A 15,949-nucleotide genomic window follows, 5' to 3' on the forward strand; every position below is an offset into this window, starting at 1 on the left:
GCTCTTTTACGAGCAACTGCGGCTATCGTTAAACTTTGACGGGAAATTCCCACCAATTTCCTTCCTTTTAACGCTAGCATTGCGAAGTTACAGCGATATGGCTCTCGACATTATATGTAACACGCCTGTAGGTGGCGCCTTCCGCAAATGTCAGAATGTGAAACTTCCCTGAAATGAAAAACAGCACTCTGCTGAAATACTGGTTCGAAGAAGTCTGGAATAAAGACAATCTGTCCGTCATCGACGACCTGCTTGATCCAGATGTCACTTTTAATGGGGCTCTGGATGGTGTCGTATCCCCCGGCGTCGACTACAAAGAGGTCGTGTGCGCTATCAAAGCGCTGCTCGACCAGCCTCATGTGACCATTACGCATAGTATGGATGATGGGGATCTTGCAATGGCGCGGGTGCAGGTTTCGGCTTTCGATCACAGCCGCACGCGCAAGCTGGATTTCACCGGTCATGTGAGTGTGCGCGTCCATGATGGGCGTTTCATCGAGTTCTATACCAACTTCGACTACCTGCGCATGTTCGAACAACTCGGTCAGTTGCCCACAGACGCCCTGCCCGTCTGTCTGACAGGTGAACGCCTCGTCTGGGTGGAATAGCCACCACGCCCCCATAGAAAAACAACTGCTTCAAAAGAAACGCGAGCGCTGGTGATATTGCTGGGCTTTGATAAAAGGGCAAAGGTGAAAGCAACCGGGCAGCCGTGATGTCAAAGACCGCAACCTCGCATCCCACCCCGCCTTCCTGGTGGGTTTTGTTTCACTGTTTCGGCCTCATTGGCCTGCTGAGTTTCGGCGGTCCCGCGGCACAAATCGCGCTGATGCATCGCGAATTGGTCGATCGCCGCAACTGGCTCAGCGAAGAGCAATTCCTGCGCGGCTTGTCGTTTTGTATGCTGCTGCCCGGACCAGAAGCAATGCAACTGGCCACCTATACCGGGTGGCGGTTGCGCGGCATCGGCGGTGGGCTTTTGGCAGGGAGTTTGTTCATCCTGCCCGGCGCCTTCGTTATTTCCATATTAGTCTGGCTCTATGTGGCCTTTGGTACTCTGCCGGCGGTACAATCGGCCTTTCTCGGCATCAAAGCAGCCGTTGTGGTGATTGTCGTGCAGGCGCTTTGGCGCATTTCTCGAAAAGCACTCAAATCAACCGGAGCCTGGCTGCTCGCATTAACCGGCTTCGTGGCAATATTTGCACTCAACCTCCCCTTCCCGGTTGTGGTTCTGGGGGCGGGGATTATCGGACTGTTTCAAAGTGCAGAGACCACCGACACCCCACCACCAGTGCAGCCCGTTGCCCCCAATCACTGGCGAGTCATTGTGTTGTGGAGCGCGTTGTGGCTGCTCCCCCTCCTCGGTCTCTCACTGATCGGAGCCGACTTTCTGGCCACAATTGGCTGGTTCTTTGCTAAACTTGCGGTTGTCACCTTCGGGGGCGCTTATGCGGTACTTGCCTATATGACCCAGACGGTGGTCAGCGAGCATGGCTGGATCACAACAGGTCAGATGATTGACGCCCTCGGTCTGGCAGAAACCACGCCTGGCCCTCTGGTGCTGGTGACCCAGTTCGTTGCGATGCTGGCCGGGGCCGAAGTGGGCGGTGCGATGTTGGCGCTCGCGGCAGGCGCTGTGGCGTTATGGGTGACCTTCACACCCTGTTTTTTATGGATTTTTGCGACAGCTCCGTTTGTGGAACGACTGACACATCAGCCCCGTTTGCGCGGCGCGCTTCAGGCCATTACTGCGGCTGTCGCGGGGATGATGCTTAACCTCTCTGTGTGGTTCTTGTTGCACTTGTTGTTTCAAAAGCAGACCTCTTTGATGCTCGGCCCAATCACGCTCCCTGCGCCGGATGTTCAAAGCCTCAATGTCCCGGCCCTCGCCCTTGTTACTTTGGCACCGATTGTTGCGTTGGCCTTGCGCGGGCGCATCCTGTGGTTGCTGGCAGCGATGGCCAGTCTCGGCCTGATTGCCGCTGGCTTCACGGTCGGCTAAAGACCGCTAGCTTGTCTTGCAATGCCTTCAAAATAGGTCCAAAACTGGAGGGGATAGGGTGTGGCCTCAAACCATGTTGTCAACGCCGCACCCCCAACTACAAAAGGTGAGGCGATGTCCCGTCAGATCGACTATGGAAACCTGATGCATCGTGCCATGCGTGGCCTGATCCGCAACGTTCTGGACGACGTTGCGGCCAATGGCCTGCCCGGAGCTCATCACTTCTTCATCACGTTTGATACCTCACACCCGGATGCCGAACTGGCCGATTGGCTGTCTGACCGTTATCCCGGTGAGATGACCGTGGTCATGCAGCATTGGTTCGACAATCTGAACGTCACCGACGAGGGCTTCTCCGTGACGCTGAATTTTGGCGACGCGCCCGAGCCGCTCTATATTCCCTATGACGCGATCAAGACTTTCGTCGACCCGTCTGTCGAGTTTGGCCTGCGCTTTGAAAGCACTGGCGAGGATGACGATGAAGATCTGTCCCCCGTCGAGGTGGCGAGCGATTTGCCCGATGATGAGGAGGAAGACGACGCCCCCGCCGCAAAGAAAGATGCGGATGTAGTGTCTCTGGACAGCTTTCGCAAATAGGCTGTCGCCCCTAACACGGCATCAGAAATTGCAGCGGCGCCCCCGATATCTCGGCGGCGCCGTTTTTATGTCGTCGCAACGCGCGTTCAGATCAACCTCTGGTCAGAAATGTCGAAACCTTGCGCGAAGGCATCCCATTGCGATGCAACGAAAAATCCAGATCTAATCCGCCGTTTGCCAAGGTGCGATCATATTGCTGCATCAGGTAATCGCCGTTTTCGGCCACATAGAGCGAGAAGATCGTCAGCGTATCATCACTTACGCGTGCCCAGACGAAGGGCTCCCCCTTCATGGGGTTCATCTGAACCGTATGCCCAAACACATTTGTCTGCATCGCAGCGGCAAAAACCCCGTCGCGCTCTGACGGAATAAATTCGATCTTGTAGCTCTTGGTTTTTGCGTCGCCATCCGCGCGCCGGATGGCCGTGCTCCACTGCACCTCGAACCCTTTGTAGGTTTCGCGGATGGAGACGCTCATATCGCGTTGCTCGACCGTACCGTCGATTTGCTCAACCTCGGCGCTCCCGGAATAAGATCCGACAAACCGGTTGAGCGTTTCCGCGCAAAAAGCGCTCTGAACGCTCAGGAACAATGCCGACAGCATCACAAGACACCACAGGGTCAAACGGGAGGTGTCAGGCATAGACCGGATCTGGCTGAGGGTGATGCTGCGCATATCTTGGATTCGAACTCCTGTTGGGGACACGGTCTGACGACTCTCTTTTGATGTAATCTATGCATCTTACCCAAACTGGCAATGGCACTTGCGGAATTGGGGCAGTATACCAGCCGCTGAGGACCCGTAAGATCGGTCAGATGGCGCAGAACAATTGCGTCAGGCCGCCCGCGCGGGTACACGGCATACATCAGTATACCACTTGCAATATCCAAGTGGCCGAACCAGCGACGGAGACAGACACAATGTCGAACACCCGCACCGAAACCGACAGCTTTGGCCCGCTTGAGGTCCCTTCCGACAAATACTGGGGGGCACAGACTCAGCGTTCGATCATGAACTTCCCGATTGGGTGGGAAAAACAGCCCGTCGCCATCGTGCGCGCGCTTGGCGTGATCAAGCAAGCCTGCGCCATGGCCAACAAGGCCTCCGGCAAGCTGGATGCCAAAATCGGCGATGCCGTTATTCAGGCTGCGGGTGAGGTGATCGAGGGCAAGTTCGATGACAACTTCCCGCTGGTGGTCTGGCAGACCGGCTCCGGCACCCAGTCCAACATGAACTCCAACGAGGTGATCGCCAACCGCGCGATCGAAATCCTCGGCGGCGTGATCGGCTCCAAGGATCCGGTGCACCCGAACGACCACTGCAATATGGGCCAGTCCTCTAACGACACTTTCCCGACCGCAATGCACATCGCCACCGCGATGTCGGTGCGTGACGTGCTGGTTCCGGGCCTGACCAAACTGGCCGAAGGGCTGGAAGCCAAGGCAGCGGAATTCAAAGACATCATCAAGATCGGCCGCACCCATACGCAGGACGCCACGCCGCTGACACTGGGTCAGGAATTTGGTGGCTACGCGCATCAGATCCGTCAGGGTCTGGCCCGTGTCGAGGCGGCAATGCCCGGCATCTATGAACTGGCACAGGGCGGTACCGCGGTCGGCACCGGTCTCAACACCGTGGAAGGTTGGGGCGAGGAAGTCGCTGCAAACATGGCCGAAATCACCGGCCTGCCCTTCGTGACCGCGCCCAACAAGTTTGAGGCATTGGCCGCACATGACGCGATGGTGTTCCTCTCGGGCGCTCTCGCGACCATTGCTGGCAGCTGCTATAAGATCGCCAATGACATCCGGTTCCTGGGCTCCGGCCCGCGCTCTGGTCTGGGCGAGTTGGTCCTGCCTGAAAACGAACCCGGCTCCTCGATCATGCCGGGCAAGGTGAACCCGACCCAGGCCGAGGCGCTCACACAGGTGGCAGCGCACGTCATGGGCAACGACGCCGCGATCAAATTTGCAGGCTCTCAAGGTCACTTTGAACTGAACGTCTACAACCCGATGATGTCCTATAACCTGCTGCAGTCCATTCAGCTTCTGGGGGACGCCGCGGACAGCTTCACCGAGCGGATGCTCAATGGCATCAAGGCCAACGAGCCGCGTATCGACAAGCTGATGAAGGAAAGCCTGATGCTGGTGACCGCATTGGCCCCAACCATCGGTTACGACAACGCGACGACCGTAGCGAAGACCGCGCATAAGAACGGCACCACCCTGAAGGAAGAGGCGGTCAAACTCGGTTTTGTGGACGAAGAGACCTTCGACAAGGTTGTCCGCCCCGAGCAAATGATCGGTCCAAAGGCCAAGTGATGTCAAAGCCGGTCAATCTAAACCGGTTTCGAAAAGAAAAAGCGCGGGCTGAGAAAAAGGCCCGCGCTGACCAAAACGCTGTGAAATTTGGTCGCACCAAAGACCAGAAAGATTTAGACAAAGCCACGAAACGGATCACTAAAGACCGTCTGGATGGGCATAAAATCGACGACTAGCGAAAACACGACCTCACGCGTTTTCGCCCAATCATGCCCTCAAAATTATTTTGTTAGCAATTTCTTTACCTTTTTTGACTGCGCGCGCATAATTGCCCATCAAAAGCGCGCCAAAAAACTGAGCGCCGAGCAGTAGAATATTACGGAGGCGGCTCAGGCATGCCCACCCATCGCTATTTCGTCTACACGGCGGACGCCCTGAGTTTTTCCGGCGGCTCCGTGAGGCTGAGTTCAGACGTCGATCCTGAAACGGATCGCCGAGTGGTGTCTATTTCAGATAATGACAACACCCTCGATGGCGATTTTACGCAGGACGAACGCGGCGCGGATACTAATCAACGTGGAACCGTCTATGAAAGCGACGGCAGCACACTGGCGCGTGTGGATGGCGATTACATCTACAATGATCGTATTTATGCCGAAAACCAGATGGTCCTCACCGGCGATGATGGCAGTCAAATCACACTGTATGCATTGGAAAGTGGTGGTGAATTTATTGGCTATTTGCCAACCACGCCACTTTCGAGAAATGTAAATTACAGCTACGAGACCCACAATGTCATCAATGATGACGAGCTCACCGGGTACAACCGATATAAATATTGGCAATACGTCGGCGAAGACGAAACCGATGCCGGGTCTTATTCGGATATCGAAGGCGCAACGGTTGTCTGCTTCACGCCAAACGCGCAGGTGACAACACCCGAAGGTCTCCGTCGTATTCGCAAGCTCAATATCGGCGATCAAGTGCTGACGCGCGACCGAGGCTATCAAACGGTGCGCTGGATTTACCGGCGCAGGCTCTCGCGTTTCGATCTACAAAAGAACCCGCATCTTGCGCCGATTGTGTTTGAACGCGATGCGCTAGGCCCCGGTTGCCCAAAGCGCAGGTTCAAAGTCTCTCCGCAGCATCGCATCCTGATTGAAACCCATATGAGCCATTTATTATTTGCGAGCCATGCCATCCTCGCTCCTGCCAAAGGGCTGGTAAACGGGGACACCGTGTATCAGGATCAAAGCTGCGCGCCGATTACATATGTGCACCTGATGTTCGACCAGCATGAAGTTATTGAAACCGACGGGCTTTACTCCGAAAGCTACCATCCCGGCGAGTGGGTCTTAACCGCATCACAAACGCATATACGGCAAGAGCTTTTTCAGGTTTTTCCAGAGTTGGAAACGTGTCTCAGCGCTTACGGGCCGACTTGCTACCCCTCTGTCAGCGTGCAAGAAGCACGTCTATTGATAGCATGAGATTATATGATGATTGGCGAACGGCCTAAAAAACGCTCTTTGACCCTGCGCGGTCACCGGACCTCTGTTTCGCTGGAGGATGCTTTCTGGGCTGAATTCCGACGCCTTGCCGCAAGAGAGGGGCGCGCCATCAATGAACTGGCCGCCGACATTGACGAACGGCGCGGCACCGATTGCGGTCTGGCCTCTGCTATTCGCCTCTATGTGCTCATGGCGCTGAAGGCCGAAGCCGAGGGCTAACGCTCTGTGAGGCGCAGCCAAATCCCATTGCGCGAGCGCACTGTCAGATGGGCAACAGGCTGCGGGTCGCGCCCCTCCACGCGCTCAACGCAAAAACGGTGCAGCAGCTGGGCAAGGATCAAAACGCCCTCAACCATCGCAAATCCCGCGCCTGTGCAGACCCGCGATCCCGCTGAGAATGGCATATAGGCGTTCCGCGCGCAGGTCTTGCCATTTTCGGTCTGCCAGCGACCGGGATCAAAGTCATCCGGTCGCTCCCACAGCCGTTCGTGCCGGTGCAGGTGCCACGGGCTCAGCACCATTTGCGATCCTTTTGGCACCTCACGGTCGCGGAACCTCTCCGGGCATTGGGCTTCACGCACCATCATCGGCACCGGCGGATAGAGGCGCAGGGTCTCGCGAAACACATCCCGCGTCAGGCGCAACCGAGACACCGCCGCAAAATCCCCAGTGCCGTATTCCGCGACCTCTGCCGCCAGCTTTTCCTGCCACTCTGGATAAAGTGCCATCAGATAGAGCGCCCACCCCAGCGCCGACGCGCTGGTTTCATGCCCCGCCAAAAAGAAGATCGCCACCTGATCAACCATTTCCTCGGCGTTAAAGCCAACGCCCGTGTCCGGGTCACGCGTCGTCATGATCTTGGTGGCGAGATCATCGGGGGCGGTTCCGGCCTCAATCTCGGCCAGACGCGCGTTAGTCAGATCAGAAATCAGGCTGCGGATGTGGGCGGCATTTGTACGCGTGCCTTTGGGATAGAAACGCGGCATCCAGCGCGGCACGGGCACAAAGGCCGCGAGATTCAGGATTGGCTGCGCCTGTTGATAGGCACGAAAGCGGGCAAAGACCTCAGAGGCCACCTCATGTTCGATCGGGATGGAAAACAGGGTGCGAAAGATCACATCTGCCGCAATATGCGAGGTCTCGGCCTCAATCTCCAGCGGGGTGCCATCCGCGCGCGGCACCAGGCGCGCGACACCTGCCTCGGCTGCAGCATGCATCGCGGGAAAAGTCTCGCGCAGCCGCCCGCCCTCGAATGCCGGATCAATGATGCGACGTTGCCGTTTCCAGGTTTCGCCATTGGTCAGAAAGACGGAGTTGCCCAAAAGCGGCCTCAGCCCCTCGCCCACGCGATCGGATTTTGGGAAATCATCCGGGCGCTGCTTTAACAGCACGTCCAGAAGCTCCGGCTGGTTCACCAGAAAGGAGCGAAAGAACGGTGTGCGAAACTCAGCCATCCATGCGCGATAGAGCCGCTGCGGCTGGGCTGACAGGATATCGGCGCGAAACAGCTTCAGGTACCGCCAGAGCGAGACCTTATCCGGACGCGCTGGGGGTTTGGGGGGCAGCCTGCTCATCGTTTACTCACGGAGCGATACCCGCTCACAGGGTCTGCCAATCGTGACCGAGAATGTCCCCGGTCTCGCAACCGCTCGCCAAGGGTCAAAGGTCCGGCGGTGATGCGAAAATAGTCGTAATCCTTGGGCTGGTCGAACGCGCAGAGATATTGGAAATGCAGCCGAAAATAGCGCCGTTTCAATGCCTTCCAACGCGCGGGACTGAGCGTCTGGGTGAAGGCTGCAGAAAACACGATGGGCCAACGCTGCGCCGGTGTTGCAACGCCTGTTACCGCAACGGGATCACAAAGCGCAAAGGCGCAGCCGTCGCCGGGGGCGGTGACATCATACCAGGGGATCAATTCTTGCTCTGACATCTCTTGCAGATCCCGGCGCAGGCGCGCAGCACGCGGTAGGAAGGAGACCATCGGCACCACCTGCCCCAACGTGAGAAAACTCAGGGCGGGGCGTTCTTCCGGCAGGCCCGCATGCAGAAGATCCGCCAGCACGGAAACGCCTATATGCGCCCCCGACGAATGCCCCACAACCAGAACCTCATCCACTGCGTTCTCTTCCAGTGCGGCGTGAATGGCTACGGTGAACGCCTGCATGCGGGCCTCAAGCTCCACCGGAAGAGCACCGCGCTGGCCCGCAGAATAGGCGTAGTCATGCATCAGATAATAAACAAAGAGCTTATTGTCGCGGGATTTGAACGCCATCAAAAGCGCCACAGCCGCGCCTGCGCCTGCGATGATCTGCATCGCGCGCACTACCCATTCCGGCACCGCCACAAATCCCGCCAGCGCCCCTAGCCCAGATGCCACCCCGGCCCCGAGCAGCGCTGCAAGTCCAGCCTGAAGCAGCAGGATCACCACCGGATAGAGTGCCGCGATCACCGGTCCTTTGCACAAATGCATCAGTCGCCACAAGGCGCCGGAGCCGATGTAGATCCAAGCCGTACGCAGAAGCTGCCAATAAGTGGCAACAATCGAGCTGTTCATGCTGTGTTTGACGAGATCCGACCAGACCAGAACCTCCATATCCGTCTCAACCCGCGCGCCTTCAATCTTAGCCGAGACATGCCAGCCAAATGGGCCCCCGGTCGCCTTGGGGCTGAGCGACAGCGCATAGCCGGAAATCTGCGCTTGTTCTGCGCCTTCGCTGCGATAAAGCTCGCGATACCGGCGCGGGTGGAACGGATCATAGCCCGGAATGTAGAACACTCGACGCCGGCGCACCGGTCTTGTGCTGGAGTTGCTGCTCATGCCCGATCTTCTTGCCCCGATCTTTTGACCATGAGCCTAGCGCAGCTTTGCACGCAGCGTAAGACGGTGCGTGCAGCAGATCAGCCGAGTGTGGCAAGCGCGGGAAAGGTCTCCAGCAGCCAGAACGAGAAGCTGGTGAACAATCCCGTCACCAGCATAAATCCAACAAGCAACAGCAACCCGCCCATCAGTTTCTCAATCAATCCCATGTGACGTTTGATGCGGTTCATCAGCGCCATGGAGCGGTTGAGGAAAATCGCTGCCAACAGGAATGGCACCCCAAGCCCCAATGCATAGACGCCGAGCAGGATCGTCCCCCGGCTGACAGAGGCCTCTGATGCGGCAAGCGACAGGATCGCGCCAAGTTGCGGGCCAATACACGGCGTCCAGCCAAAGGCAAAGGCCAGCCCGAGAACATAGGCCCCAAGCGCCGAACCGCCGGTCTCTCCCGTCTCCATGCGCGCTTCACGATCAAGGAGCGGAATACGGAATACGGACAGGAAATGCAGCCCGAACACGATAACCACCACGCCGGAGGCTTTGGCGAAAAGCTCCTGATTTTGCAGCACAAATGCCCCAAAAGCTGACGCCGTGAACCCCAACAGCAAGAAAACCGTCGACAGCCCCATCACAAAGAACAGCGCCGCCAAGATCGCCTTGCGCCGGGCTGCTGCCGTGCCTTGTATCTCACCAATGGTGACACCGCTCATATAAGCCAGATAAGGCGGCACAATCGGCAGCACGCAGGGGCTCAAAAAGCTGACGATGCCCCCGACAAGGGCCACGAACATGGCGGGCAAAAGGCTCGCGTCGATGATCTCGATTCCAAACATATCGTCTGCATAGTCGAAGCCATCAGCGGCGTCACCTGCACGGCATGTCACATCCTTGTGGACAGGCTGTAACACGGGGCTTATCTCGGAAGGCATGACAGATTTTGACGCCACGCTGGACGCCATCGGCCTCCTCTGCCCCCTGCCCGTATTAAAAGCCCGCAAACGCCTTGAGCCTCTTCCGGAGGGCGGTGTATTGCGCATTTTGGCCGATGATCCGGCGGCTATCATTGATGTGCCGCATTTCTGCGCCGAAGCCGGACACGGGTTTTTAGGCATGGAAGAAAGCGGCGCGCACCAGATTTACCTGATCCGAAAAGGCGCGGCCTGACAAACGGCGTGTCACTCTGACGCAGTCCTTTGGCCGCATTTGGGATCTGCAATAAGAAAAGGCGGCCCCGTGCGGGCCGCCTTTCTGTTTGTTCTGACCTGTGGCCTTAGCGGCCTGCCGACCACCAGCCGCGGCGCTTAGGCTTTGCAGGCTGCTGCGGTTCAGGTTCTGCCACAACCAGCTCCGGCTCGGGCGTGGCCTCTTCAGCAGGTTCCTCGGCAGGAGCATCCTCGGCAGCGTTTGCGACAGGAGCGTCATCCTTCGCCACTTCCGCTTCAGCTTTTTCTGACGCTTGCTCCGCCTGATCAACTTCTGCATCCGCAACCACAGGTGTTTCAACCTCGGGTTCTGGCGCAGGTTCCACCGCCAGCGTTTCAGCAACTGGCGCGTCGGCCACGGCAACCTCTGCAACCTCATCAGCGGGGGCTTCTGCTACCGCATCGGCCTCTTTGGGCGCTTCGCTGTCTGCGGGCGCCTCAGTTGTCTGTTCCGCTTCAGGTTCTACCTTCTTGCGCGAACGGCTACGGGTCCGGGTGCGGGTTTTCTTTTTCTTCGGTTCGGCCTCGGTTTCACCTTCGACCTCAACAGCACCATCTGCGGAGGGTTCAGCTTTCACCTCTGCTTCGCCACCGGTCTCAGCGTCCTTGCTTTCATCAGACGTCTCGGACTCTGCGGCACTATTGTCGCCATTGTCCTGACCGTTCTCACCGTTGCCAGACTTCTTGCGACGACGACGACGACGCTTGCGCTTGGGTTTGCTTTCGCCTTCTGTCTCTTCCGCCTCGACGGGTGCTGCAGCGGGGGCCTCTTCGACCTCTTCTGCAACCTCTTCAATCGCATCGATCTGATCCATGATGGATGCATCGACAGATACCACAGGCGCAGTCACCACCGGGATCGCGCGCGAGGCGGTTTTGAACTTCTCAAGCGAGAAATCGGGGCTGACCAGTGTCACATCGCCTTCGATACGGACCGACAGACCATACCGGGCTTCGATCTGCGCGATATGCTCGCGCTTTTGGTTCATCAGGTAGTTGGCGATATCCACCGGGCATTTCACCAACACCTCACGAGAGCGACGGCGGGTGCCCTCTTCCTCGATCTGGCGCAGGATCGACAGCGCCATGCTGTCGTCAGAACGGATCAGGCCAGTACCATGGCAATGCGGGCACGGCGCGGTGGTCGCCTCGATCATGCCGGGGCGCAGACGCTGACGCGACATTTCCAACAGACCAAAGCCGGAGATGCGTCCAACCTGAATGCGGGCACGGTCGGTCTTCAGCTTGTCTTTCAGCTTTTTCTCGACGGCGGCGTTGTTCTTGCGCTCGTCCATATCGATAAAGTCGATCACGATCAGACCGGCCAAGTCGCGCAGACGCAACTGGCGCGCCACTTCTTCGGCGGCCTCAAGGTTCGTCTTGAGCGCGGTTTCCTCAATCGAGGCTTCCTTGGTCGCCCGACCCGAGTTCACGTCGATCGCAACCAGCGCCTCAGTGACGCCGATCACGATGTAGCCACCGGATTTCAGCTGCACGGTCGGGTTGAACATGCCGCCGAGGTAGCTTTCCACCTGATAGCGCGCAAAGAGCGGCAGCTGATCGTGATAGTTTTTCACGTTCTTGGCGTGGGACGGCATGATCATCTTCATGAAGTCCTTGGCGATTCGGTAGCCGCGCTCGCCTTCCACCAGAACCTCGTCGATTTCGCGGTTATATAGATCGCGGATCGAGCGTTTGATGAGATCGCCTTCTTCATAGATCTTCGCGGGCGCGATGGATTTCAGCGTCAGTTCGCGGATCTGCTCCCACATGCGCTGCAGATATTCATAGTCGCGCTTGATCTCCGCCTTGGTGCGTTTGGCACCGGCGGTGCGCACGATAAGACCCGCGCCAGTCGGCACGTCCAGCTCTGCAGCGATCTCTTTTAGCTTTTTGCGGTCGACGGCATTGGTGATCTTGCGGGAAATGCCACCACCACGAGCGGTATTGGGCATCAATACGCAGTAGCGACCGGCGAGCGACAGATAGGTGGTCAGTGCTGCACCCTTGTTGCCGCGCTCTTCTTTGACGACCTGCACCAAGAGAACCTGACGGACCTTGATGACTTCTTGGATTTTGTAACGCTTAGGGCGCGGTTTGCGCGGCGGGCGAATATCTTCCTGATCATCGTCGTCGGCAACCGACTCGATGCTATCATCTTTGTCAGCGGCATCGGACGAGCTGTCCTTGGCCTCGGTTGCCTCAGCGTTTTCGTCATCGCTGTCGCCCGCCTCATCCTCAGAGGAGGTATCAGTGGATGCCTCTTCTGTTTCAGCGGTAGCGTCAGCAATCACGCCTTCGGCTTCAGGCGCGTCAACAATAGTGTCGTCACCCTGCGCCGCGTCAGTTTGGCTGTCGCTGGCCTGATCTTCACCCTTGGGTTCTTCGACCGGAGTTTCGGCGACGGTTTCCATCGGCGAGGTCGCCTCTGGCACCTCTGCCAAATCGGTAGTGTCGTCGCTCAGGTCGATGGTCTCCATGCCGGAGATTTCACCGTTGGAGGCCGCGACTTCCTTGGTCTCTACCGCATCAGCAGTCTTGGCCTTTTCAGCGCGGGTCTTGCTGCGCGAGCGCGTGCGTCGCTTGGGTTTTGGGTCCTCGTCTTCTTCGTCCCGTGCGCGCATCGCCTCGGCATAGGCGCGCTCTTCCTCCATCAGGGCCTCTCGATCCGCGACGGGGATCTGGTAATAATCCGGGTGAATTTCGGAAAACGCGAGGAAACCATGGCGGTTTCCGCCATAGTCTACAAAAGCCGCCTGCAGCGAAGGTTCGACGCGGGTTACTTTTGCGAGGTAAATATTGCCAGCCAGCTGGCGTTTGTTTTCAGATTCAAAGTCAAATTCCTCAACTTTGTTTCCATCCACCACCACAACGCGGGTTTCTTCCGCGTGGGTGGCGTCGATCAGCATTTTCTTCGCCATTAGTCCTTAGATTGCACCATGCCAGCACAGGCCGCCGCCGGTCGGGGCGCATGGGACGCGAGGCAATTGCCCCTGATCCCGCGCCGGGTCCGGGTGGACGCGCATGTTGTGGGTGGTGTCTTGTCAGGGCGATATTCGACTGCGTGGCGGACCAAGAGATGCACGAAAGGGATTTCCGGCATATGTGCGGAAAGCCTGCGTTTGTGCTCAATAGTCTCGCGCGCGTCATCGCGGTTCTTCTCCGACAGGTGGGGGTATCCCGATCCCTGCCCGTTATTTCCTCTTTGATCTGACCGGGTTGCGGCCGCGTCAAAGCAGGCACTCTTCTGCCTCGCAATGTGCGAGACGATCTGGTCTGCCACTCGCGCCCCGGCTTAATCCGGTCGGACATGAGGGCAGAAAATCTCATGTGTGAACACCTGTAGATGCAGTGTTCGTTCATTCAGCATAAGGCCTGTGGATAGGTAATGACAATGGGCATTCTACGCCCAGACCCCTGTGAATGGTGTTTTCCATCCATCGATGCAAATTTCAAAGGCAAGGTTAACAAGCGCAGCCTTTCCGACGTTTTGACGCAAAAAGGCCGGTCAACCGGCATCAATTCGTCGAAACGAGCCGTGTCCTTTGCTGCCCGAAGTGCGCGCGTGCAGCCGCGACTGCATCCTTAAGAGTTGGTGCAAATCTCTGACCTACCTCAGGAAACGCCCGCGATGCAGGGCGTAAATCCGGGATCTGCACCGCAAAACATCCAGCTCGCGCCGCTGCAGTGATACCAAGATCACTATCTTCAAATGCCGCGCATTGCTCTGCTGCCACCCCGAGCGTGTCTGCGCCCTGCAGATATGGTGCGGGGTCAGGTTTATTCGCCCGCACCTCATCCCCACCAATCACGGCGCGAAAACAGGGCAGCAGCCCGACGCGATCAAGATGATGCCGCGCTTTGTCGCCCAAGGTCGAGGTCACCACGGCCATCGCATGGCCCTCTGCGTGCAGGGTTTTGAGAGTGTCGGCGACGGTCGGTTTAACCGGAACTCCCTTGGCCATGCGTTTGTGGCTGTGATGTTGCCACGCCTGATCCAATGCCACAAAATCGCGGTCAGGGCCGATGAAGTCGCGCACCATCTGCTCGCCCTGTGCTTTGGCGGTGCCGATCAGCCCCATAAAGAAGGGGCGCATCGCTTCGGGATCTAAATCAAACTCTGGCGCGCAATCGAGAAACGCATCCAGAGTGAGCTGCTCCGTATCAAGGAGCAGCCCATCCATATCAAAGAGATACGCCGCAGGCATCAGCCAAGATAGTCCGAGCGCTGCAGGCCGTATTTCGCCATCTTCTCATTCAGCGTCCGGCGCGGCAGGCACAACTCGTCCATGACGGACGCAATGGAGCCTTTGTGGCGACGCATGGTGTTGTCGATCAGCATCCGTTCAAAGGCTTCTACATATTCCTTGAGCGGTTTGCCCTCGGTCGTCATCACCGGCTGCATGTCTTCGTGATCGCTCATCAACAGCGAGGCAATGGTGCCGGAGCCGCGCCGTGATTGCAGCACTGCGCGTTCCGCCACATTGATCAACTGACGCACGTTGCCCGGCCATGGGGCTTGCAACAGCTGCGCCGCTTCCTGCGCGGTCACTTGTGGCGCATCACAACCGTATTCCTCGGAGAATTGCTCTGAGAGACGAGTGAAGAGCGTCAGGATATCCTCGCCACGCTGCCGCAGTGGCGGCACAGTGATCCGCAATGCGGCCAGACGATAAAAGAGATCGGCACGCAGCACATCCTCCGAGGTTTTACCTGCCTCTTGCAGGTTGGAGATGGCGATGATGCGCGTCTCGCCCGGAATGCCTTGCTCATTGATGAAGCTCAGGAGCTTGGCTTGCAAAGGCTCACTCAGCGCCTCGACATCCTCAAGCACCAGCGTGCCACCACGGGCCTCTTCCACCGCGGGGAGCATGCTGTCTTCGGGCTGCATCGGGCCGAACAGACGTTTGGCGAGCGCCTCTTCTTCAAGCGCCGCACAGGACACCAGCACGAATTTCTTGCCTGCCCGGCTGCCCACAGCGTGAAGCGCATGGGCCACCAAAGTCTTGCCGGTGCCGGTTTCTCCGTCGATCAGCACGTGACCGTCGGCCTGGCCGAGATCTAGGATATCCTCGCGCAGACGGTCCATCACCGGGCTGGTGCCGATGAGTTTCTTCATGATCTGGCCACCATCGGACAATTCACGCCGCAATGCGCGGGTGTCCAGTGTCAGACGACGTGCACCGGTTGCGCGTTTTGCCAGTTCTGACATGCGATCCGGATTGAACGGCTTTTCAAGGAAGTCGAAGGCGCCGACGCGCATCGCTTCGACCGCCATCGGCACATCGCCGTGACCGGTAATCATAATCACCGGCAAGGAGCTATCCGATCCCATCAGCTTCTTCAGGAACTGCATCCCGTCCATGCCCGGCATCTTGATGTCGGAAATCACGATGCCCGGATAATCCGGCCCCAGCGCCTTTAGCGCGTCTTCAGCGCTGGCAAAGGTCTCAGTGTCATAGCCAGACAGTGCCAGCCACTGGCTGATCGACTGACGCATGTCCTGTTCGTCATCCACAATCGCAATTTTCATGGCCTGTGCCATAAGTTGCCCTCCAGG

General features: G+C 57.9%; 15 protein-coding genes. 8 read left to right on the plus strand and 7 right to left on the minus strand.

All coding sequences use genetic code 11. The annotated features are described in order from the left end of the window. Positions 1-173 precede the first annotated feature (173 nt). The 3 genes from UB90_RS11615 (at position 174) to UB90_RS11625 (ending at position 2,599) form a co-directional block, all read left to right on the plus strand. Positions 174-608, plus strand: coding sequence for an ester cyclase (locus tag UB90_RS11615; RefSeq protein ID WP_009177105.1), 435 nt, complete (start codon positions 174-176; stop codon positions 606-608). Positions 609-715: 107 nt separating this feature from the next. After that, positions 716-2,002: a chromate efflux transporter gene (gene chrA, locus UB90_RS11620; RefSeq protein ID WP_065325894.1), complete on the plus strand. Its 1,287-nt coding sequence runs from the start codon at positions 716-718 to the stop codon at positions 2,000-2,002. 114 nt (positions 2,003-2,116) lie between these two features. Beyond that, positions 2,117-2,599, plus strand: a complete 483-nt coding sequence (locus UB90_RS11625; protein WP_065325895.1) for an SspB family protein — start codon at positions 2,117-2,119, stop codon at positions 2,597-2,599. A 91-nt stretch (positions 2,600-2,690) separates the two neighbouring features. Here UB90_RS11625 and UB90_RS11630 read toward each other — a convergent pair whose 3' ends face one another. Then, positions 2,691-3,275, minus strand: coding sequence for a hypothetical protein (locus tag UB90_RS11630; protein ID WP_081285574.1), 585 nt, complete (start codon positions 3,273-3,275; stop codon positions 2,691-2,693). Positions 3,276-3,520: 245 nt separating this feature from the next. On the opposite strand from UB90_RS11630, the gene fumC reads away from it, so the two are divergent. From fumC to UB90_RS11650, 4 genes are all read left to right on the plus strand, one after another. Continuing rightward, a complete protein-coding gene (fumC, locus tag UB90_RS11635) occupies positions 3,521-4,918 on the plus strand; it encodes a class II fumarate hydratase (RefSeq protein ID WP_009177263.1) in 1,398 nt (465 codons plus the stop codon). Then, a complete protein-coding gene (locus UB90_RS11640) occupies positions 4,918-5,094 on the plus strand; it encodes a DUF4169 family protein (protein ID WP_009176704.1) in 177 nt (58 codons plus the stop codon). The genes fumC and UB90_RS11640 overlap by 1 nt, the downstream gene beginning before the upstream one ends. Before the next feature lie 159 nt (positions 5,095-5,253). Next, positions 5,254-6,348, plus strand: coding sequence for a Hint domain-containing protein (locus UB90_RS11645; RefSeq protein WP_065325896.1), 1,095 nt, complete (start codon positions 5,254-5,256; stop codon positions 6,346-6,348). A 6-nt stretch (positions 6,349-6,354) separates the two neighbouring features. Next, complete coding sequence (locus UB90_RS11650; RefSeq protein ID WP_065325897.1) at positions 6,355-6,588, plus strand: ribbon-helix-helix domain-containing protein; 234 nt, start codon at positions 6,355-6,357, stop codon at positions 6,586-6,588. Here UB90_RS11650 and UB90_RS11655 read toward each other — a convergent pair. From UB90_RS11655 to UB90_RS11665, 3 genes are all read right to left on the minus strand, one after another. Next, on the minus strand, positions 6,585-7,943 hold the full coding sequence (locus UB90_RS11655) for a cytochrome P450 (protein WP_065325898.1): 1,359 nt from the start codon (positions 7,941-7,943) through the stop codon (positions 6,585-6,587). The two genes, UB90_RS11650 and UB90_RS11655, sit on opposite strands and share 4 nt — an antisense overlap. Next, positions 7,940-9,187, minus strand: coding sequence for a hypothetical protein (locus tag UB90_RS11660; protein WP_065325899.1), 1,248 nt, complete (start codon positions 9,185-9,187; stop codon positions 7,940-7,942). Before UB90_RS11660 ends, UB90_RS11655 begins: the two co-directional genes overlap by 4 nt. A gap of 80 nt (positions 9,188-9,267) precedes the next feature. Further along, positions 9,268-10,020, minus strand: a complete 753-nt coding sequence (locus tag UB90_RS11665) for a cytochrome c biogenesis CcdA family protein (RefSeq protein WP_065326099.1) — start codon at positions 10,018-10,020, stop codon at positions 9,268-9,270. A gap of 94 nt (positions 10,021-10,114) precedes the next feature. Between UB90_RS11665 and UB90_RS11670 the strand changes: the two genes are divergently transcribed. Then, positions 10,115-10,351, plus strand: coding sequence for a sulfurtransferase TusA family protein (locus tag UB90_RS11670; RefSeq protein WP_065325900.1), 237 nt, complete (start codon positions 10,115-10,117; stop codon positions 10,349-10,351). A gap of 106 nt (positions 10,352-10,457) precedes the next feature. Here the strand turns inward: UB90_RS11670 and UB90_RS11675 are convergent, their stop codons facing one another. From UB90_RS11675 to UB90_RS11685, 3 genes are all read right to left on the minus strand, one after another. Further along, positions 10,458-13,310 carry an Rne/Rng family ribonuclease gene (locus UB90_RS11675; RefSeq protein ID WP_065325901.1) on the minus strand — a complete coding sequence of 951 codons (2,853 nt, stop codon included), beginning with the start codon at positions 13,308-13,310 and terminating at the stop codon, positions 10,458-10,460. Between the two features lie 597 nt (positions 13,311-13,907). Beyond that, positions 13,908-14,597 (minus strand): HAD family hydrolase, encoded by a 690-nt coding sequence (locus UB90_RS11680; protein WP_065325902.1) that lies wholly within the window; start codon positions 14,595-14,597, stop codon positions 13,908-13,910. Further along, positions 14,597-15,934, minus strand: a complete 1,338-nt coding sequence (locus UB90_RS11685; protein WP_005607057.1) for a sigma-54-dependent transcriptional regulator — start codon at positions 15,932-15,934, stop codon at positions 14,597-14,599. The genes UB90_RS11680 and UB90_RS11685 overlap by 1 nt, the downstream gene beginning before the upstream one ends. Positions 15,935-15,949: the final 15 nt, after the last annotated feature.

The sequence above is a fragment of the Tritonibacter mobilis genome, assembly GCF_001681715.1.
GTDB classification, from domain to species: domain Bacteria; phylum Pseudomonadota; class Alphaproteobacteria; order Rhodobacterales; family Rhodobacteraceae; genus Epibacterium; species Epibacterium mobile.